At 56.7% G+C, this 19,719-nt stretch carries 16 protein-coding genes; 3 read left to right on the forward strand and 13 right to left on the reverse strand.

The window, feature by feature from the left end; translation table 11 throughout:
- Positions 1–69: 69 nt before the first annotated feature.
- The 3 genes from KGP26_RS10750 (at position 70) to KGP26_RS10760 (ending at position 4,005) form a co-directional block, all read left to right on the forward strand.
- Complete coding sequence (locus tag KGP26_RS10750; RefSeq protein WP_223665425.1) at positions 70–1,668, forward strand: ABC transporter substrate-binding protein; 1,599 nt, start codon at positions 70–72, stop codon at positions 1,666–1,668.
- 523 nt (positions 1,669–2,191) lie between these two features.
- On the forward strand, positions 2,192–3,358 hold the full coding sequence (locus KGP26_RS10755; RefSeq protein ID WP_223665426.1) for an MFS transporter: 1,167 nt from the start codon (positions 2,192–2,194) through the stop codon (positions 3,356–3,358).
- A 68-nt stretch (positions 3,359–3,426) separates the two neighbouring features.
- On the forward strand, positions 3,427–4,005 hold the full coding sequence (locus KGP26_RS10760) for an ATP-dependent Clp protease proteolytic subunit (protein ID WP_059200429.1): 579 nt from the start codon (positions 3,427–3,429) through the stop codon (positions 4,003–4,005).
- A 61-nt stretch (positions 4,006–4,066) separates the two neighbouring features.
- On the opposite strand, the gene KGP26_RS10765 is transcribed toward KGP26_RS10760, so the two are convergent.
- From KGP26_RS10765 to hyfB, 13 genes are all read right to left on the reverse strand, one after another.
- Positions 4,067–5,296, reverse strand: a complete 1,230-nt coding sequence (locus KGP26_RS10765; RefSeq protein WP_223665427.1) for an O-antigen ligase — start codon at positions 5,294–5,296, stop codon at positions 4,067–4,069.
- Positions 5,297–5,315: 19 nt separating this feature from the next.
- Complete coding sequence (gene rfaQ / locus KGP26_RS10770) at positions 5,316–6,485, reverse strand: putative lipopolysaccharide heptosyltransferase III (RefSeq protein ID WP_371824944.1); 1,170 nt, start codon at positions 6,483–6,485, stop codon at positions 5,316–5,318.
- 280 nt (positions 6,486–6,765) lie between these two features.
- Positions 6,766–8,910 (reverse strand): formate dehydrogenase subunit alpha, encoded by a 2,145-nt coding sequence (gene fdhF / locus KGP26_RS10775; RefSeq protein WP_223665428.1) that lies wholly within the window; start codon positions 8,908–8,910, stop codon positions 6,766–6,768.
- A 172-nt stretch (positions 8,911–9,082) separates the two neighbouring features.
- Positions 9,083–9,535, reverse strand: a complete 453-nt coding sequence (gene hycI, locus KGP26_RS10780; protein ID WP_179247928.1) for a hydrogenase maturation peptidase HycI — start codon at positions 9,533–9,535, stop codon at positions 9,083–9,085.
- Positions 9,532–9,948 carry a formate hydrogenlyase maturation HycH family protein gene (locus KGP26_RS10785; RefSeq protein ID WP_021804853.1) on the reverse strand — a complete coding sequence of 139 codons (417 nt, stop codon included), beginning with the start codon at positions 9,946–9,948 and terminating at the stop codon, positions 9,532–9,534. Before KGP26_RS10785 ends, hycI begins: the two co-directional genes overlap by 4 nt.
- Positions 9,938–10,723: an NADH-quinone oxidoreductase subunit B family protein gene (locus tag KGP26_RS10790; protein ID WP_223665429.1), complete on the reverse strand. Its 786-nt coding sequence runs from the start codon at positions 10,721–10,723 to the stop codon at positions 9,938–9,940. The genes KGP26_RS10785 and KGP26_RS10790 overlap by 11 nt, the downstream gene beginning before the upstream one ends.
- Before the next feature lies 1 nt (position 10,724).
- Positions 10,725–11,270, reverse strand: a complete 546-nt coding sequence (gene hyfH / locus KGP26_RS10795) for a hydrogenase 4 subunit H (RefSeq protein ID WP_209527695.1) — start codon at positions 11,268–11,270, stop codon at positions 10,725–10,727.
- Between the two features lie 10 nt (positions 11,271–11,280).
- Positions 11,281–13,071: an NADH-quinone oxidoreductase subunit C gene (locus tag KGP26_RS10800; RefSeq protein WP_179247932.1), complete on the reverse strand. Its 1,791-nt coding sequence runs from the start codon at positions 13,069–13,071 to the stop codon at positions 11,281–11,283.
- Entirely contained in the window at positions 13,014–14,597 is a 1,584-nt protein-coding gene (locus KGP26_RS10805) for a hydrogenase 4 subunit F (protein ID WP_223665643.1), read from the reverse strand. The genes KGP26_RS10800 and KGP26_RS10805 overlap by 58 nt, the downstream gene beginning before the upstream one ends.
- Positions 14,598–14,601: 4 nt before the next feature.
- Entirely contained in the window at positions 14,602–15,252 is a 651-nt protein-coding gene (gene hyfE, locus KGP26_RS10810) for a hydrogenase 4 membrane subunit (protein ID WP_024529686.1), read from the reverse strand.
- Between the two features lie 11 nt (positions 15,253–15,263).
- Positions 15,264–16,721 carry a hydrogenase 4 subunit D gene (locus KGP26_RS10815; RefSeq protein ID WP_094982351.1) on the reverse strand — a complete coding sequence of 486 codons (1,458 nt, stop codon included), beginning with the start codon at positions 16,719–16,721 and terminating at the stop codon, positions 15,264–15,266.
- A 17-nt stretch (positions 16,722–16,738) separates the two neighbouring features.
- Positions 16,739–17,689, reverse strand: a complete 951-nt coding sequence (locus KGP26_RS10820) for a respiratory chain complex I subunit 1 family protein (RefSeq protein ID WP_305801998.1) — start codon at positions 17,687–17,689, stop codon at positions 16,739–16,741.
- A 12-nt stretch (positions 17,690–17,701) separates the two neighbouring features.
- A complete protein-coding gene (hyfB, locus tag KGP26_RS10825; protein ID WP_223665430.1) occupies positions 17,702–19,717 on the reverse strand; it encodes a hydrogenase 4 subunit B in 2,016 nt (671 codons plus the stop codon).
- Positions 19,718–19,719 lie beyond the last annotated feature (2 nt).

The raw sequence follows: 19,719 nt of genomic DNA on the forward strand, positions 1-19,719 counted from the left end.
GGTTATTTGCCTGGGTTCCCCGTCCGTGCTGAGATTGTCGCCTGAAAAAAGTCAAACAAGGCGATGACCATGTCTACAGGGAAAACGCTGCTCGCGCTGGCGCTGAGTACACTCTTACCGGCAAGTGCTGCCATGGCTGCGGCCAACGATACGCTGATTTATTGCTCCGAGGCGTCACCGGAGTCGTTCAACCCGCAGATTGCCAGCTCTGGCCCAACGTTCGTTGCCAGCTCGCAGGTGCTGTATAACCGCTTAATCAATTTCGATCCGGTTAACAACACGCCAACGCCGTCATTGGCGACCGAATGGAAGATTTCTCCGGACGGCAAAACCTACACCTTTACCCTGCGCCAAGGGGTGAAATTCAACAGCAACAAAAACTTCAAGCCGACCCGCGATTTTAATGCTGACGACGTAGTGTTTTCGGTGTTACGCCAGAAAGACCCAAATCACCCATACCACAAGGTATCGCAGGGTAATTACGAATATTTCCACGACGTAGGTCTGGATACGCTGATTAAGGAAGTGAAAAAGCTGGACGATTATCACGTTCAGTTTGTTCTGAGCGATCCGAACGCCGCGTTTCTGGCAGACTGGGGGATGGACTTTGCGTCGATTCTTTCTGCCGAATACGCCGATGCGATGCTGAAAAAAGGCACGCCAGAATACGTGGATACCTGGCCAATCGGCACCGGCCCTTACGTTTTGCAGCAGTATAAAGTCGATTCACTGATCCGCTATGCTGCCAACCCTAATTACTGGGATGGAGAGGTGCCGACCAAGCATCTGATCTTCTCCATAACGCCGAACGTACAGACGCGCCTGGCGAAACTCCAGACCAACGAGTGCCAGATTATCCCCGCGCCGGCTCCGGTACAGTTTGATGAAATCAATAAAAACAAAGACCTGACCCTACATAAGGTGGATGCACTGAACGTCGGTTACTTGGCATTTAACACCGAGAAAAAACCGCTAGATAACGTGTTGGTACGCCAAGCCCTAAACTACGCGACTGACAAAAAGGCGATAGTTAACGCGGTATTTTTAGGTTCTGCCACGGTGGCGAAATCGCCGTTGCCGCCAAATATGCTGGGCTTTGATAAAGACCTGCAGGATTACGGCTACGATCCGCAAAAAGCCAAGGCGTTGCTGAAACAGGCCGGGCTGGAAAAAGGCTTTGAGATCACGCTGTGGTCAATGCCGGTGCAGCGCCCGTATAACCCGAACTCCAAGCGTATTGCGGAAATGCTGCAAAGCGACTGGGAAAAGGTTGGCGTGAAGGCGAAAATCGTCTCTTACGAGTGGGGAGAGTATCTCGCCGGTATGCGTAAGGGCGAGCATGACACCGCACTGTTTGGCTGGATGTCTGATAATGGCGATCCGGATAACTTTGCCGAGGTGCTGCTGGGTTGCAACAGCATCAAAACCGGCTCGAATGCCGCGCGCTGGTGCGATAAAACCTATGATGGTCTGGTACAGCAGGCCAGGTTGACTAGCGTCCCTGCCGAACGAGCAAAACTCTACGGTCAGGCGCAGGAAATCTTCTACCAGCAGGCTCCGTGGATAGCGCTGGCGAATGGCAAAACCTTCTATGCCACGCGCAGCAACGTTAGTGGCTATAGCGTCAGCTTGATGGGCAGTGATTTTTCCAAAGCCAAACTGAATTAACTCAAGACAAGCCGTATCTTCTTCCGGGATTTAAGAGGGCATTTTACATCTTCCTCTTAAATCTTTGGAGAAAAAGGGGGCACCACATCATCGGCGTTTTTCCGGCATTGGATTAGGCCTCGTACAGCGGCTATCAACCTTACACATTTGCTTATTGAGGGCTCCATTCGCCAGCTCTCGCAAACCTGCAAAAGAAATTCCTGGATATATAGGGCGGATCAAGCCTGGAAAAGAAATATAAAAATAATGAATATTATTCTGAATTATATTTTCTCGTTCAATTAATTAAGTGACTTTTGAACCAGCCGATCAAGCGTACAGCGGATTATCACTTAATTTGACAGGGGGAATATTCAGGCGTATAGATTGTTAATGTTTTGTTGTGAATTAATTTCGTTATTAATTGGTAAGATAACAATGACAAGGAAGTCCTTATGCCCTATGTAACCAGTATTGGCATCCTCTTATGCATGGCGATATCTCTCATTTTTTCCATCACTGAATTACGGGAGGGTTAATTACCATGCCTTTTATAGTTTATCTGCTCGGTGCGGGCATTTTCGCGCTCACGACCAGCGAATATATGGTTTCAGGATTAATGCCTGAATTATCGGCGGAGTTTAACGTGTCATTTCCGGCCATTGGCTATCTGGTGACGATCTATGCTGGCACGATGGCTATTGGTGGACCACTGCTGACGGTGGGTCTACTCAAAGTCTCCCGGAAAAATGCGTTGCTCGGGTTAATTGCCTTGTTCATCGTTGGCCAAGTCATTGGTTCTATGGCACAAGGTTATAACATCATGGTTGTTGCACGGGTCATCACCGGTATTGCCGCTGCGGCGTTCTTCGGTGTGGCACTGACAACCTGCGCTGAACTTGTTGACCAGAAGCTGTTTGCCCGGGCGGCGTCAGTAGTCCTCGGCGGTTTAATGGTGGGGACCGTGTTCGGTCTGCCAGGCGCGACTTTGCTGGGGGAATGGTTCGGCTGGCGCGTGAGCTTCATGGCCGTGGCCGTCATTGCCTTACTGGTTGGGCTGCTGGTCATTAAGGTGATGCCAGCGATGCCAGCGCCATCAGGTACGTCATCGCTGAGATCGGAATTGGCCGCGTTCAAAAGCGGTAAACTGTGGGGGATCTACGCAACCAGCCTGCTGCTTATTGGCGCGACTTTCGCTGGCTTCACCTACTTCGTACCGATCCTGACCGATATCAGCGGCTTCTCACCGGCAACGGTGCCACTCCTGCTCGTCATCTACGGCCTTGCAACGCTGGTAGGGAACACTATCGTGGGCCGGCTGGCTGATGCGCATACCATCGCGGTGATTGTTGTCGGCCTGGTGGCAACGATTGCTGCTATGGTTATCTTTGCCATGTTCGGCCAAATCAAAGCGGTTGCCGTGGCGGCGCTGGTGGTGATTGGCCTGACGGGGGTGTCGATGAATCCAGCTTTGGTGACGCGTGGCGCGCGGGTTGGCCGGAACAACATGTTGGTTAATTCGGTACATACGGCCTGCATTATGCTGGGTGTTATGGTTGGTTCCTGGATTGGCGGAGCAGGTATCAGCGCAGGACTGGGCTTACCGGGAGCATTATGGATTGGTGCCGGCTTGGCGATATTGGCCCTGGCGACTCTGGCGCCAGAATTCAGGGCTACTCGCTCACCAGTCATTAGTCATCCGGTTGAGTAAAGTGCTGCACTAACCACGGACCCCGAGCTTGATGGCGGGGACGATCCATAAAACAGACGAGGTATAAGATGGCAGAAAAAACGGCAATAAGTCCCCCTCAGCGCGATGGCTTTTTGGACGAGAGAACCTTCAAGTCGCGAACTATCTTGTTGTTTGGGGAAATCAACGACACGGTGGCCTACAATGTCGTCAAGCAACTGGTGGCGCTGTCCGACGAGGCTTGCGAGCCGATTAATTTCCTGATTTGTTCACCAGGCGGCCATGTAGAGTCGGGTGATGTGATCCACGATGTCGTCCGCTTTATTAGTGCCCCTGTCAATATGATCGGCAGCGGTTGGGTAGGGAGCGCCGCAGTTAATGTGTTCTTGGCGGTCCCCAAGGAACGCCGCTTCTGTTTGACCAATACCCGTTTTCTGATCCACCAGCCTAGCGGCGGTATTGGCGGTCAGGCTACCGATGTGGCACTTCAGGCCAGAGAAATTATCCGCATCAGGGAAAGGATCGCGGCCTTGATCGCCAGCCAAACCGGGCAGAAGCTGGAAAAGGTTTTGCACGATATTGAGCGCGATTTTTGGATGCCAGCGGCAGAAGCGATCGACTATGGCCTGGTGTCAAAAGTCATTGTCAGCGAAAAGGAAATAACCTAAGCATCGCTGACCGGTCCTGCATTGCAGTACCGGTCAGCCAGTGACGGCATTTCCACAGACCTTAACGTCGAGCAGGATCTGGCTGGGACGAAGTAACTCGGTAGCCTGCCAGCACGGCAGCCAATACCATAAACAGATGCCCCTCGGCGGAATCGAGCAGGAACGAGTTGAACAGGTGGCAGGCCAGATAACTGCCGAGCACGGCAACCATCAGATTGCGGCAGGCTGTTGGTTGCCGCCAGGCTGCTCGGAAGCAGCACCACATCCAGCCCAGAAACAGCGCCAGCCCCAGCAAGCCATTTTGTACCGTTTCCAGCAGGTATTCATTGTGCGGGTTATGCACGCCGTAACCGGTCTGCGCGTTACCATACCAGAAGCTCCCGGCCCCGTTACCCAGCAGCGGGGCCTGTTTTATCAGGCGCAGCGATTCGCGGGCAAAGGCGGTGCGCTGTCCCATCGAGTTGTCGCAAGCCTGATAGGCCTGCTCTGCCGGGGCCAACACGCAATTGCGTACCTCAGCAAGGCCGAGCGTCAGGCGCTCCGTCGCTCTATTGGGGATAAAAATCAGCATAATGGCCAGCAGCAAACCACAGGCTAGTACCCCCAGCCGCTGCCAGCGGGGCAGCGTCAGCAGCAACCAAAGCCCCACGCCGACCAATAGCGCCACATAGCCGGTACGCCCCTGTACCATCAGCAGTACGTTCGCCGTTGCCAGTAGAACCAATGCCCCATAGCACCAACGCAGCACACCTGATTGCGCAAAAGCGCGGGTTAGCCATATCAATGCAGCAAACGCCATAAACACGTTCTGGGTTATCTGCAGTTTAAACACCGTTGGATTCTGCGGATCGAGGCCACCCAGCGTTACATGCCCGACCCCCGAAATCAGGCTGATCGCCAGTATCACGGCATTGGCGATCAGAAAACCGCTGATAAAGCGGGTGATAAGCCTGGAGTCGGTGATAAAGAACAGTGCCAAGGGCAACACAAACAGTAGCTTTTGATACTTGCCGACCATCTTCGGGCCGTATTCGTGGTGCTGGGTCAATAACGAGGCGGCCAGCAGTGCAAACATCAATGCGGGCAGCCATACCAGCGGTTGTTTGAGCAAAGGCATCAGGTGGCGAAAGTCACGCTGCCACAGCAGACATAGCGCCGCTAACACCAGCGAAGCATTCATCAGCGCATTGGAGGTCGGCAGGGATACGCCGAGCAAAAATGCCGTGAAGCCAAATAGCCGAAGGCGGGCAGGGGAGAGTAACGATACGGAATAGGGTTCGGTGGATGGCATGGAGTGGCTCAAATCAGGGTTAATTAAACACGGTGTCATTCACCGTGCGGGAAGTTGGGATTTCCAGGCAGGTGAGCTGGCGGTTTATGGCCCGGATAACCTCACTGGCGGGAATGGCGTCCAGATAACGTTCCGAGGTAGCGGTGTTCACCTCGTCGGGGTGTGGTAATGAGCGGTAGTTGCCTGCCCATAACAGGATGTGCGGAGCCTGCCAGGGCAACCACTGTTGCAGATTGCTGGGGCCGAACAGCACGACGGAAGGCGTCTGCAAGGCGGCGGCCATATGCATCGCTACCGAATCCACCCCGATAAACAGCTTCGCCCGATCGATCAAGACGGCAAGCTCCGGCAGGTCCAGGCGACCGGCCAGATTGACCACCCGTTGTGGCATGGCGCAGTGGGCCAGAATGGTGGCTATCAAGGCGATCTCATCGGCAGAACGCCCGCAGGTCAGCACCACGGTTTCTCCGCTGGCGGTGAGATGGTCGATAACCCGTGTGAATCCCGCCACCGACCAGGTTTTGAACGCCCAGCGCGCAGTAGGCTGGATCAGCACAAAATCCGTCAGGTGATGATGTTGGCTGAGGCGGTCAATCTCATCGACATCGCGCTGCCGGTAAGCCTGGGTCACCTTGGTTACCAAGGTGGGTAAGGCCAACGGGGACAGAATCGAGAGGTTATTGAGCACGGTGTGCCGTTGGTTATGTCCGTCCACCGGCACCAACAACGAATGGCAAGCCCGCCACAGCCGGTTATTACGCTTGGAGTAAGCAAAACCCAGGCTGAACGACGGTTTGAGAAAGCGGCAATACAACGCCGCCCGCCACTGGTCGGACAGATTAATCACCAGATCGTAGTGGCCAGTGTTGAGGCTGTTCCACAGGGCTTGCTCACCGCGATACTGTGCCTTGCAGCTCTGCCGTTTTAGGCTGCGATCGACGGTATAGGTCAGATAGACATCCCGATTGCCCGCCAGCATCGCCTCGGTGCCGTCATACACCAGCACGTCAATCAGGGCGTTGGGGTAATTGGCGCGCAGCGTACTGAGCAACGGGGTAGTTAGCAGGACGTCACCAAAGTGACGCAGCTTGATAACCAGGATGCGCTGTACCCGATCGCGGTGCAGTAGTCCGTTGGGCAAGCGACGGTCAGGTAACACGGCCTTGCCAGCACTCATCGCGAACGTCATATTTTGCTGATATATCCCAGAGAACGATAAAAGGCGATCTTATAGGTGGCGGAAAGACAAAGATAATTGGTTGTACAGATCAATAAGATCAGACCGATCGTTGAAAACGATCAATCCAGGACAAAGTAAGGGGGTATTGTGCGGGTTTATGAGCCACGGGATAAATCGTCTATTAAGAATTTTAGTATGGCAGCCACTGGCAGAAGTGTAAGGATGAATAGCGGGTGGTGAGAGATGCGTGGAAAGCCGAACCTCGTCCCTGAGGTTCGGCTTTTACAGATTAGCCCGCAGCGGCCTCGCGGAGGCGCTGTTTGATCTTGCTGTACTCCTGTTGAACATAGTATTCTGCCTGCCCTTGATCCTTAATCGGCTCAATCTGCACGGCACAGTATTTGTATTCCGGCGTTTTGGTTATCGGGCTGAGGTTTTCCGCCACCAGCTCGTTACAGGCACCGATCCACCATTGGTAGGTCATGTAGATCGCACCCCGGTTAGGACGTTCGCTGACGTTGGCACGGGTAATGACTTTGCCCTGACGTGAACGTACCCACACCAAGGCCTGATCCTCAATCCCTAGCCGTGCGGCGTCTTCCGAGTTGACCTGTACATAGCCTGGTTCATCGGCCAACGCGACCAGTGCCTTACAGTTGCCGGTCATCGAACGGCAGGAGTAATGGCCCACTTCGCGTACTGTCGACAGCACGAACGGGAACTCATCGCTGAGCTGATCGATCGGCGGAGCCCATTCACAGGTAAAGAACTCTGCTTTGCCACCGGGCCGAGAGAATTCCCCGCCTTCGTACAGATAAGGGGTACCTGGGTGATCCAACGTTGGGCATGGCCACTGAATGTAGGCCAGATCCGCCATCTTCTCGTAGGTAGCGCCATAGTAGAGTGGGCACAGCTCGCGCAGTTCGTCCCAGATTTCCTGCGTGTTGTTGTAGTGCATCGGGTAACCCATGGCCGTCGACATCAGGCTGATGATCTGCCAGTCCGTCTTCACATCGCCCACCGGCTCCACCGCCTTATAGAAGCGTTGGAAGCCGCGGTCTGCCGCGGTATACACCCCTTCATGCTCGCCCCAGGAGGTTGCCGGGAAAACAACGTCGGCAATTGCGGCGGTTTTGGTCATGAAGATATCCTGCACAATCAGCAAATCCAGCTTCTCAAAGGTTCTACGGATGGTGGCTAAATCCGGCTCCGTTTGCAGCGGATCTTCCCCCATGATGTAGTGCGCTTTGAGTTTGCCATGGTCGATATTGTGCGGCACTTCGCTCAACGCATAGCCGATCTCGGCTGGCATCGCGTCGATCCCCCATGCGTTGGCAAACCTTTCCCGTGCCTCGGCATCCGTGACCTGGAAATAGCCGGGCAGGGTGTTTGGCAACGCGCCCATATCACAGGCACCCTGAACGTTATTCTGCCCGCGCACCGGGTTAACCCCGACGTTCGGCTTGCCCAGGTTACCGGTCAGCATCGCCAGGCTGGTCAGCGCTCGCACGGTTTCCACGCCCTGATAGAACTGGGTGACGCCCATGCCCCACAGGATGGTGGCCGTCGGCGCGCTGGCATACATGCGTGCCGTTTCACGGATTTGCTGAGCGGTAAGGCCCGTGGTTTTTTCAACCGACTCCGGTGGGTAGTCCGCCACGATGGCGCGATACTCATCGAACTGCTCGGTATGCTGCTCAACAAACGCCTGATCGTATAGGTTCTCCTCAATCATCACATGAGCGAGCGCGTTGATCAGGGCGATGTTGGAACCGTTTTTCAACGGTAAATGGATATCCGCAATACGCGCCGTTTCGATATAGCGCGGATCGCAAACAATAACTTTGGCTCCTTTCTCCTTCGCCTTGAGAATGCGGCGGGCGACAATAGGATGTGAGTCCGCGGCGTTATAGCCGAAGACAAAAATACACTGGGTATCCTCAATCTCGCAGATTGAGTTACTCATGGCGCCGTTACCGACCGATCGCTGCAGACCTGCAACCGAGGGGCCGTGTCAGACGCGTGCGCAACAGTCGATATTGTTGGTACCGACGGTGGCGCGAGCAAATTTCTGCATCACATAGTTGGCTTCGTTGCCGGGCCCACGTGAGGAACCGGTCGTCATAATCGCATTCGGGCCGTATTTCTCTTTAACGGCCAGCAGGCGTGAACTGGCGAACTCAATGGCCTCTTCCCAGGACACCGACTCCAGTTTGCCACCTCGTTCCCGCCTGATCATCGGCGTTTTCAGCCGTGGCGTCAGGATCTTGGTATCGTGAACGAAATCCCAGCCGTAATACCCTTTCAGGCATAGCTCGCCCTGATTGGTCACGCCGTTAGCGCCTTCGGCCTTAACGATCCTGCCGTTGTCGACTATCAGGTTGATTTTGCAACCTGAAGCGCAATAGGGGCAGACCGTGATGACTGTTTTCATCTCCAGCACTCCTTGTTTAAACCTGTTCGACATTGCTCAACACGCCACTCGGTCTGAAAATCTCCGCGGTGACGAAAAATGTGTCTCACTTATTTGAAGCATAAATTGTGCCACGCTGACTTGATGTGGATTAATGGCACGCCTGTATTACTCGATAATCATTGGCAGAGGTTTACAACTGCTCAAAACCTTCTCCCGTATCCCATATTGATAACCGCTGATAAATCGCCCGTACCGCCTGTGTCACTTTCTCCGTCATCGGGAAATAAAACATCACCACGTCCGGCTGAACGCCGAGAAATATCACTTCCTCAATATCCTCACGTAGCTGGTCGATCAGGAAATTGAGCGGCATATTGTGGGTGCTCATAAAGAACATCTCGGCAATATCGTCAGGATTGACGATACGGATTTCGCCAGGAGCCAGCTCCATATCGGTGGCATCGACAATCACCAACCGGCTGGGCTTAAGATCGCGGATCTGATGCGTGACGTTTTCGGGGGTGGAACCGCCGTTGACGGCGATCCAACCCTCGATTGGCGCGTCAGCCATCATTTCGGCCAGCAATGGCCCGGCACCGTCGTCACCCATCATGCTATTGCCTACGGTAAGGACGACATTCATGGGGTCGTCACCTTTTTCACAATCAGATAGATAGCAGGCTCGCGCTCAATCTCGGCGAGCAGGCCGAGCAGCTTGGTACTCCATTCGCTAAAGGGCGCCGGTTGGCTATCAATCAACGGGGCCAGAGCATTGGCCAGCAGGCTGGTGTGGGTGGAGTCGATGGTGATTTCGCCAAAGGTCAGCAGGCCACGCATCTTGCGTTGGGCCTCACCTTCCGGGAACAGCTCAACCCAGGCTTGATATTGCGGCAATGGGCAGCTCAACTCGGTGTTCAGGCAGTCAATCACCCCCACGTGATGGCCAATCGCCAGCGAGTAATACATCACCTGCTGCGCCTGGGCAGGCATGTCGTCATCGCTATCAAGAAACTTCTGGCGTAACGACCAGAACACCGCCTTACCTTCATTTTGCATGGGTCAGCTCCTGTTGCAGGCAATCAATCAGGCAAGCGACAATCTCGCGCAGACGAGGGTCGTTTTCCTGTTTCAACCATTCTTCCAGGCGCAACGTGGCCGCATCCATGCTGGCTCCGGCCAACAGGGAGAGGAAACGGTCACTGATGATGCGGCCTTGGTAGTAGCCCGCCAGACGGCGTGCCTCGCGTTCAATCAGTACGCGGGTATGCAGTGGGATGCCAGGCAGCAGCAATGCTGCCTTTTCGTCTACCTGCTCAAGGTGGTTTTCGCCCTTCAGCTTTTGCTCCAGCAGGCCCAGGGCCACGGCAAAGCCGTAGATCGTAGCGGCAGGCGTCGGTGGGCAGCCGGGGATCCACACGTCAATCGGCACGATCGACTCGCTGCCGCCCCAGACGCAGTACAGATCGTGGAAAATCCCGCCGCCACAGCCGCAGGCCCCGTAAGAGATACAGATTTTTGGATCGGGGGCTGATTCGTAAGCTCTGAGCGCGGGCACGCGCATGGCCCGGGTGACCGCGCCGGTAAACAGCAGAATATCGGCATGGCGCGGTGAGGGGACCACCTTGATGCCAAAACGCTCGGCATCAAATACCGGCGTGATGGCGGAGAAGATCTCGATCTCACAGCCGTTGCAGCCGCCGCAGTCCACGCGATAAACGTAGGCCGAGCGTTTGATATCCTTCAGCAGCTTGCTTTTGAGTTTGGCGGTCTGTTCATCAACGGTGATCGGCGTGCTGCGGTGATGATTGACCTTGATATCGGGCATCGTCATATTATTTCGCTCCCGCCGGCTGGCTCAGTTTCATTGGCCGATGCTGGCTCAGAGCCTGTTTACGCTTGCAAGCGGGGCAGGTCTCGAACTGGGGCCGTAAGGCCTCAATGCCGTCGGTGCCCATGCCCGCGTGGGCCAGTAACGCCAGGGCGTAATTCACCGATTTGGTTGGCGTAAAGGGCTGCTGGCAACTACGGCAGTTGAGTAGGGTAAAGGTGGCGCGGATATACAGATCGGGCTTGTGCATCACCGCCATTTCAAACTCTTCCGACAGCCGGATCGCCCGCGTCGGGCAAACTTCTTCACAGCGTGCGCAGAAGATGCAACGGCCAATGAACAACTGCCAGACGCGCTCGCCGCTGGCCTCATGGGTTTCCATGGTTAATGCATTGGCCGGGCAGGCCACGGTGCAGGCACCACAGGCGATACACTGCTCAGGATCGTACTCTGGCTTGCCACGAAACCCCGGGCACACTTCCAGCGGCTTAAACGGGTATTTCACCGTGACTTCACCGGCCTTCAGGATGGTTTTAAACAGTTTCAGCATGCTGTCTCCCTCACTTGCACGGTGAATGGGTGCGTTCGATCCCGTAGCGTTCAATCTCCTTGTACGGTACGGTCTTCGCTTTGCGCTTGTTGATATCGATCAGCGTGACGCGGTCGGTACAGGAGTAGCAGGGATCGAGGCTGCCGATAATCAGCGGGGCATCGGAAACCGTATTACCGCGCAGCATATAACGCAGCACCGGCCAGTTGGCGTAGGTGGCCGCCCGGCAGCGCCAGCGGAACAGTTTCTGGTTATCCCCCAGCATGCTCCAGTGGATATCTTCACCGCGCGGGGCTTCGGCATAGCCCAAGGCAAACTTGTGCGGCTGGTAGCGGAAACCTTCGGTGAGCAGCGGGCCGCCCGGCAGGTTATCCAGGCCGTATTCGATCATCGCCAGCGAATCCAGCACTTCCTGCACGCGTACCATCACGCGCGAATAGACGTCGCAGCCGTCGAAGGTGAAAAGCGTTTTCGGCAACGAACCGTAGTTGGCATAAGGATGGTCAAAGCGCATATCGCGCTTGAAACCGCTGGCGCGGATCATCGGCCCCACCGGGCTGTAGTCGCGAGCGATCTGCCGATCCAACAGGCCAATGCCTTTGGTGCGCTGCTCGATATTCGGCGTGGCGAGCAGCATCTCAACCAGTTGCGTCACGTCTGCGCGCATCTCATGGATCAGCTTGATGGTTTTAACTCGCTGTTCTTTGAGGATATCGCGGCGCACGCCGCCGATCAGGTTGAGCCCATAGGTTTTACGCGATCCGGTCAATAGCTCCGCCATGGTCATCGACTTTTCACGCACGCGGAAGAACTGCATAAAGCCGGTATCGAAACCGACAAAGTGGCTGGATAGCCCGATGTTCAGCAGGTGGCTGTGCAGCCGTTCGACCTCCAGCAGAATGCTGCGAATGGCATGGGCGCGGGGTGGTACATAGATCCCCAACGCATTTTCCACTGAGGTGGTATAGGCCACGCTGTGGGTAAAGCCGCAGATCCCGCAGACCCGGTCGGACAGGAAGGTGACCTCCTGATAGCCCATACGGGTTTCGGCCAGCTTCTCCATGCCTCGGTGCACGTAGAACAGCCGATAGTCGGCATCGACAATGCGCTCGCCGTCAACAAACAGGCGAAAATGCCCTGGCTCGTCGGAGGTAATGTGCATTGGCCCGATCGGGACCACGCGCGACTCGCCGGTGGCCGCATTTTCAAACGGGTAGGTTTCCACATCGGTGGTTGGTTCGGGGCGCTGGCGATAATCCATGGTGTCTTTACGCAGCGGGTAAAGATCGTCCGGCCAGTCGTCCGGCAGCACCAGACGGCGCTCGTCCGGCAACCCTACTGGGATCAAACCGTACATATCGCGGATTTCACGCTCGCCCCATACGGCGGCGGGAACGCGTGGGGTAACCGACGGAAACTCCAGCGTGATGGCGCTAACCTGAGCCTTGACGGTGATAAAACACTTTTCTCCTTCCTCCATCGACAGCACGTAGTAGACGGCGAAGTCCCCGGTCAAGGTACGTTCGTCATTGCCAAACAGTACCGGCAACCAACCGCCTAGCGGGTAATAGAGGTATTCCACAATCTCGGGTAATGAGTTCAGCTTGACCGTGATGGTGACCTGGTTGGCGGTTTGCCACTCGGCATCCAGCAGGGCGGAGGGGAACTTCTCGCGCACTTTGGCCAGGTAGCCTTTGCCGAGTTTCTCGTCGTTGTTGAGGGTCAATACGTGGGTTTCGTAGCTCACTTTACTTCTCCTGCCTGAGGTTCGGCCGCAGAGGAATGATTCTGAACGGCCCATGGCCAGCTCAGTGGCTGGGCATGAGTGCCAGGCTTGTTGTTCATCACGATGTGGACCGCGTTTTCCAGCAGTCGGCTGACCGGTTGCGGGATATGGGTGCCCATTACCAGCATCAATACCAGCAGGATCAGCATCGGTAAGGTCGTCAGTATCCCCAGTTCGCCTTTGTTGACCTCTTCTGGTTTGGCGCCGAACAGCACGCTGGCCACCATGCGGACCAACCCGGCCAACACCACCGTCAGCAGCAGCAACAAGACGATGGTCAACGTAATATGGCCAGCCGCCAACCCGGCGGTGACCGTCATAAATTCACTGAGGAAAATGTTGAACGGCGGCATACCGCCCAGCGCCAGGGCTCCCCCTGCCAGCAACACGGCGCTGAACGGCATGCATTTCAGCATCCCTTTCGCCACGGTAATATCGCGGGTGCCATACTTCAGCAGCACGTTGCCAGAGCCGCAGAACAGCAGGGTTTTTGCCAGGCTGTGGTTCAGGGTATGCAGCAGAGCCGCCAGAATACCCAGCGGGCCACCGATGCCGATCGCCACGGCGATCAGCCCCATGTTCTCCACGCTGGAGTAGGCCAGCAGCCGCTTGATATCGCGCTGCACCAGAATAAAGAAGGCCGCCACTGCGACAGAAAGGAAGCCAAACACCATCAACAGAGTGCCGGTAAAGTCATGGCCCAGCGTGGTGCTGATAATGATGTAGTAACGGATGATGATCAGCAGCGCGCAGTTGAGCAGTACGGCAGAGAGCAGGGCGCTGGTGGGGCTTGGTGCCTCACTGTGGGCGTCCGGTAGCCAGGCATGCATCGGGAACAGCCCGGTTTTGGTGCCAAAGCCAATCAGGATGAACACAAACGCCAGATGCATCAGCATCGGATCCAACTGCGTGGCGTGCTTGAGCACTTCCGTCCAGAAGATGGCGTCGTTGGGATCGGGCATAAAGCTGGCCGCGTTGGCGTATACCAGAATGGTGCCGAACAGCCCGAAGGCCACCCCGACGGTACAGATAATGATGTATTTCCAGGCCGCCTCCAGCGAGGAGCTCTGCCCGTACAACCCCACCAGAAACGCCGAGCTGAGCGTGGTGGCTTCGATGGCCGCCCACATCAGGATCAGGTTATTGCTGGTGATCACCAGCAGCATGGTGAACAGGAACAGGTGGAAGAAGCCGTAGTAGTGGCACAGCGTCGCTACCGATATCTCGCCTTCATCGACCTCATGGCGCATATAGCCAATAGAGTAAAGCCCGGTAAGGCAGCCGATGATGCCGAGGATTGCCAGGAACAGGGCGCTGAGGCTATCCAGGTGCAGCCAGCGCCCGGCAGCCAGAATATCGCCTTGCTGGTATACCTGCATCACCACCCACAGGGAAACTGCCAGCAGCAGCATGATACCGACAAAGTGCAGCAGCGTTACACAGGCCCGTGCCGCATTGCCCAGCAACCGACAGGCAAAGGTCAACAGCGAGAAGGCCAGCGGCGTCAGCAGTAATAGAAACAGCATGGTGGAATTACTCATCATCTCATCCCTTCAACGCCGTCAGTTGTTCAACATTCAGCGTGTTGAGCGTGCGGTAGATTTTGCGCGCCAGCACGGCCATCACGATCACCGCAAAAATGGCATCGGTGGCGATGCCAATCTCCACCAGCTCCGGCGCGCGATTCGCCAGCAGTGCCAGCGTCAGGTGCGATCCGTTTTCCATCAGGCAGTAACCAAACACCTGTTTGAGGATGTTGCGTTGGGTGACGATGCACAGCAGGCCGAGCATAAAATGTCCCAGCGATACCGCCAGCGCCGGTTTCAGCGAGGCCAGCAGCGGCACCTGCACCGGCTCCACCACAAACCAGCACAGCAGCACAATCACCGCCGCAGCCAGCATCAGCATCACCGGGCCGATCAGGCTGCCGTTCGCCGAGGGATCGTCCATTTTGCGAAAGGCATAGGCCATGATCACCGGCACCAGCACCACCTTGGTGATAAAGGCGCTGATCGCCCACAGCGTGAGCTGGTGGGCGCCCAGGGTTTGCCCTAGCGTAAAGAAGATCAGCACCAGTAGCAGCGACTGCAAGGCATAGAGCCAGCACGAGGCCACGGGCCGTTTGGCGCCAATCACCAGCAGCGAGGTGACCATCATCAGCCCCGCGAGGTTATTGACGATCAGTGAACCAGTCATAATCAACTCCCTTATCCAAGCCAGGCGACGGCAATCACGCTGGAACTTACCGACATCGCGATCAGAATCACTAGCACCACGCTCATCACCAGCGGCAGCGGAGCGGCCTGTGCCACCTCATCACTGGGTTTGCCGGGAATAACGCGCCCAAACCAATAGATGAACCAGGCAAAGCTGGCGACCGACTCGATCAGCACCAGTACCATCAGCGGCGTCATCAGCCAGAACTCGCGCGACAGTGCAAAACCGGCGGCAAAAATCGGGAACTTGCTGAAGAAGCCGTTAAACGGCGGCACCCCGGTGATCGCCAGCGCGGCCACGCAGAATCCCACGCCCAGCAGCGGCATCTTGCTCATCACGCCCTGCAAGCGGGGCAGCATCCGGGTGCCGCAGCTGTAGCTCAGCGCTCCGGCCACCAGGAAGAACAGGCTCTTGGCAAACGCGTGGTTAAAGATGTAGGCCACGCCGCCAAGAAAGGCAGTTTTGGAACCGAAGATGGAAATGGATAACGCCAGGAAGATATAGGAGAGCTGGGTGATGGTGGACCAGGCCAGCAGGCGCTTCATATCCTTCTGCGGTAGGTACATCAGGAAACCGTAAATCAGGGTAATAGTCGCCATGACGATGCCGACCCAGCCGATAATATGCGGCACCGCATCCGCAGAAAGGATGGCGCGGGCATAGATGTAGACGCCCACTTTCACCATCGAGGCGGCGTGCAGATAGGCGCTCACCGGGGTAGGGGCTTCCATGGCATCGGGTAGCCAGGCCTGCAAAGGAAGCTGGGCCGATTTCCCCCAGGCCGCGAACAGGATGCCACCAAATACGACCAGGCTGGCCGTACCGTTGAGCTGCGCAATGGCGCTCAGGGCGAAGGTGCCGGTATTGAGGAACAGCGTCGCCGCCGCCAGGTATAAGCCGATTGAGGCAATATGGGTGATCAGCAGGGCCTTCATGGCCGAGCGTTGTGCCTTCGGCGTCTGGTAGTAGCTAATCAGCCCCCAGGAACAGCCGCCGGTGATCTCGAAGAACAGCAACTGCCCCAGAATGGTGGAGGACATCACCAGCCCGGCCATCGCGCCGATAAAGATCAGCAGGAAAGCGTAATAGCGGTTGCTGCCCTCGTGGGGATGTTCGCGGTTGGCCATGGTGAGGTAACCGGTGGAATACAGGCTGACCAGCAGGCCAAGAAACACCACCGCGAAGACAATCAGCGTGCTGATGCGGTCGATGATAAAACCGAACAGCGCCACGTTGCCGTATTGCAGCAGCGTGATGGTCGTATCCGCCTTGCCATGGGCCAGGAATAACCAACCGATAATCACCGTCCCCAGCGTGGCCAACAGCGCAAACAGGGTACAGATCCACTTGGCCATCCGTTGCGGCACGCAGGCCGTCAGCAGCGCGCCGATAAACGGCAGCAACAGCGTGGCGAGGGCGGTATATTGCAAACAGAGCGTATTTTCCATAATGGGTTTCCTGGCGGCTACAGACCGGTTAGGTAAAAGACAAAGGCCAGCGCCGCTACGCCAAAACCGAGCCAGGTAACGTGATGCGTCAACAAGAACCGCCCACGCGCCAAGGTATTTTCAACAATGGAGGCGATGACAAACACCGCCAGCAGTTTGGCCAGCATGATGACTGCCGCCAGCGCCAGCGCGGGCACCGTCAGTTCCACCGCCTTGCCAAAGGGAATAAACACCGCCAGGAACAGCTCGGCCACTACCACCTGCTTGAGACCGATCCCCCATTTCACCAGCGCCAGGCCGGAGCCGGAGTATTCGGTCAGCGGCCCTTCCTGAAGTTCCTGTTCCGCCTCTGCCACGTCGAAGGGGATTTTGCCCATTTCGATAAACGCGGCGAAACCGCAGGCCAGCATGGCCAGCAGGGTGGCCGTTGGAGAACTCCATCCTTCGGTCAGGGTGACGCTGATGCTGCCGATATTGGTGGAACCGGCAATCAGCGCCACCACCAATAACGCCAGGATCAGCGTAGGTTCTACCAATACGCCCAGCGTCAGTTCGCGGCTGGCACCGATCCCGGCAAACGGGCTACCGGTATCCAGACCAGACAGCGAGAAGAAGAAGCGAAACAGTGCGAACAGATAGAGCAGGGTGATCAAGTCTCCCGCACCGGCAAACGGCGACGTCCGCGTGACGATGGGCAGCGTCATCGCCACCAGCAACATGCTGCTCAGCAGTACATAAGGCATCACGCGGAAGATGGCGCCCGACTGCGCCGGAGCCACCTCCTGGCGCTTGAACAGCTTGCCCATATCGCGGTAGTCCTGCCAAATGCCAGGGCCACGGCGCGAGTGCATCCGGGCGCGGATTTGGCGGGAGATCCCGGTGAACAGCGGCGCGAGCGCCAGCATTATCAGCGCCTGCATCAGCGCGAAGAGTCCCATCATTAACGACGGTGTTTCCTGCATCGACATGCTATTTCTCCCTTAAACCGCGACAAGCAACAGCAGGATCACCAAGGCGATCACCACATACAGGCAATAGAAGCGGAAGTCACCGCTCTGCATGCCCTGCAACCGCACCCCCAGGCGTTGAGAGGCCTTGACCAGCGGATGGATGATCCAGTCATCCCAGAACGGTTCGGCGCGGGTTGCCCCCGCGGTGGTCTGTTCCAGTGCCCGCGACAATGCAGGTGCTGGATCGAGCTGCTTACGCAGACGGTACAGCGAGGCAAACATGGCGCGCAGTGGCTGGGTAAAGCCCCCGGCGGACACCGCCATCGCCTGCTCCCAGTTGTAGCCGCAGGCCCACGGGTCGCCACGGCGACGGAAGCTGGACTGATTGCTTTTCAGCAGCAGATACACCGCCAATGGGATCAGCGGCAGGGCGATCAGCAGGATAAAGGTCAGCGCCGGTGACAACATGGCCTGGCTGGCCAGTTGCGGCACCAGCATTGAGCCTTGCACCACGGTGACGTCATGAGTGCCGACCAGCGTCATGGCAACTTGGGCCAGAACGGGAGCGACCACGCTGGCCCCTACGCCGAGCAATACGCACAGCAGGGCCATTAACAGCATGGAGACTGTCATCTGCCATGGCACTTCGCGAGCCTGCACCGCTTTTTCACTGCGCGGCCCGCCGCAGAAGCTGACGCCGTAGACCTTGACGAAGCACATCGCCGCCAGCGCCCCGGTGATCGCCAGCATCACCATGGCAATCGGGCCGCTGAGGCGCATCACAAAGTTGCCGTCGTGGCTCATGGAAAACAGCGATTGGTAGGTATACCACTCGCTGATAAAACCGTTCAGTGGCGGCAGGGCGGAGATCGACATACAGCCGATCAGGAACGCCAGCCCGGTGAGCGGCATCAGCTTCGCCAGGCCGCCCATTTGTTCCATATCGCGGGTATGTACACGCCAAATCACGGCACCAGCGCCCAGGAACAGCAAACCTTTAAACACCGCATGGTTGAGCAGGTGATACAGCGCGCCGAGTAGGCCCAACGCCGCCATCACCGGGTGTCCGCTAGCCATACCGACCATCGCCACGCCCACGCCCATTAAAATGATGCCGATGTTCTCCACCGTGTGCCAGGCCAGCAGGCGCTTGATATCGTGCTCGGCCAACGCATACAGCACTCCCAACACCGCAGACACCGCGCCGAAGGCCAGCACCACGATGCCCCACCACATTTCGGTGGCACCCAGCAGATCGATCCCGACCTTGATGATGCCGAAGATGCCGATCTTCACCATCACGCCGGACATCAGCGCTGAAGCATGAGAAGGAGCTGCCGGGTGGGCGCGCGGTAGCCAGCTGTGCAGCGGCAGCATCCCTGCCTTGGCCCCAAAGCCAAAGAAGGCCAGCAGGAACACCACCGACGCCATCCAAGGGGAAAGCGACAGAGTGCGGAAGGAATCAAAGTCCAGGCTGCCGCTCTGCCGCCACATCAGGAAGAAGGCGATCATGATCAGCACCGAACCGGCGTGGGCGATAAAGAAGTACAGCAAACCGGCGCTGATGGATTCGTCATCCTGATCGGCGATCACCAGGAACCAGGAGGCCAGCGACATCATTTCGAACAGGATAATGAAGTAGAAGGCGTTATCCATCACCACCAACCCGACCATCGAGGCGATAAACAGGTTCATAAAGAACCCCATGCTCGCGGCGCCTTTGCCGCGATACTCCTGCACATAGGCGATGGAATACAACGCGCAAACGGTGACCAGCAGCGATATCACTACCAGCATAAAGGCCGCCAGCGAGTCCATGCGCACCACAAAGGCGGCAAACGAGAACAGGCCAGGGGTAGAGAAGGTGAGGGTTTGCCCGCTTAACAGGACCGGGACGGCGCTGCACAACCCTAACAGGCCACCCATTATCGCGCTGATGCCCGCCAGCAAAATGGCGAGGCGCTCCCGGCGAAACAGCAGCAGTGATAACACGCCACCGGCGACATACATCACCAAGGCCCAAAACAGTAGAGTGAGAGAGTCCATGA

Source organism: Serratia sp. JSRIV002 (genome assembly GCF_019968725.1).
Lineage (GTDB): Bacteria > Pseudomonadota > Gammaproteobacteria > Enterobacterales > Enterobacteriaceae > Chania > Chania fonticola_B.

What these genes read in the sequence shown, in the direction of transcription:
- KGP26_RS10750 (WP_223665425.1), top strand. Translation starts at nt 70, where the DNA reads ATGTCTACAGGGAAAACGCTGCTCGCGCTGGCGCTGAGTACACTCTTA.
- KGP26_RS10755 (WP_223665426.1), top strand. Translation starts at nt 2,192, where the DNA reads ATGCCTTTTATAGTTTATCTGCTCGGTGCGGGCATTTTCGCGCTCACG.
- KGP26_RS10760 (WP_059200429.1), top strand. Translation starts at nt 3,427, where the DNA reads ATGGCAGAAAAAACGGCAATAAGTCCCCCTCAGCGCGATGGCTTTTTG.
- KGP26_RS10765 (WP_223665427.1), bottom strand. Translation starts at nt 5,296, where the DNA reads ATGCCATCCACCGAACCCTATTCCGTATCGTTACTCTCCCCTGCCCGC.
- rfaQ (WP_371824944.1), bottom strand. Translation starts at nt 6,485, where the DNA reads ATGACGTTCGCGATGAGTGCTGGCAAGGCCGTGTTACCTGACCGTCGC.
- hycI (WP_179247928.1), bottom strand. Translation starts at nt 9,535, where the DNA reads ATGAATGTCGTCCTTACCGTAGGCAATAGCATGATGGGTGACGACGGT.
- KGP26_RS10785 (WP_021804853.1), bottom strand. Translation starts at nt 9,948, where the DNA reads ATGCAAAATGAAGGTAAGGCGGTGTTCTGGTCGTTACGCCAGAAGTTT.
- KGP26_RS10790 (WP_223665429.1), bottom strand. Translation starts at nt 10,723, where the DNA reads ATGACGATGCCCGATATCAAGGTCAATCATCACCGCAGCACGCCGATC.
- hyfH (WP_209527695.1), bottom strand. Translation starts at nt 11,270, where the DNA reads ATGCTGAAACTGTTTAAAACCATCCTGAAGGCCGGTGAAGTCACGGTG.
- KGP26_RS10800 (WP_179247932.1), bottom strand. Translation starts at nt 13,071, where the DNA reads ATGGGCCGTTCAGAATCATTCCTCTGCGGCCGAACCTCAGGCAGGAGA.
- KGP26_RS10805 (WP_223665643.1), bottom strand. Translation starts at nt 14,597, where the DNA reads ATGAGTAATTCCACCATGCTGTTTCTATTACTGCTGACGCCGCTGGCC.
- hyfE (WP_024529686.1), bottom strand. Translation starts at nt 15,252, where the DNA reads ATGACTGGTTCACTGATCGTCAATAACCTCGCGGGGCTGATGATGGTC.
- KGP26_RS10815 (WP_094982351.1), bottom strand. Translation starts at nt 16,721, where the DNA reads ATGGAAAATACGCTCTGTTTGCAATATACCGCCCTCGCCACGCTGTTG.
- KGP26_RS10820 (WP_305801998.1), bottom strand. Translation starts at nt 17,689, where the DNA reads ATGTCGATGCAGGAAACACCGTCGTTAATGATGGGACTCTTCGCGCTG.
- hyfB (WP_223665430.1), bottom strand. Translation starts at nt 19,717, where the DNA reads ATGGACTCTCTCACTCTACTGTTTTGGGCCTTGGTGATGTATGTCGCC.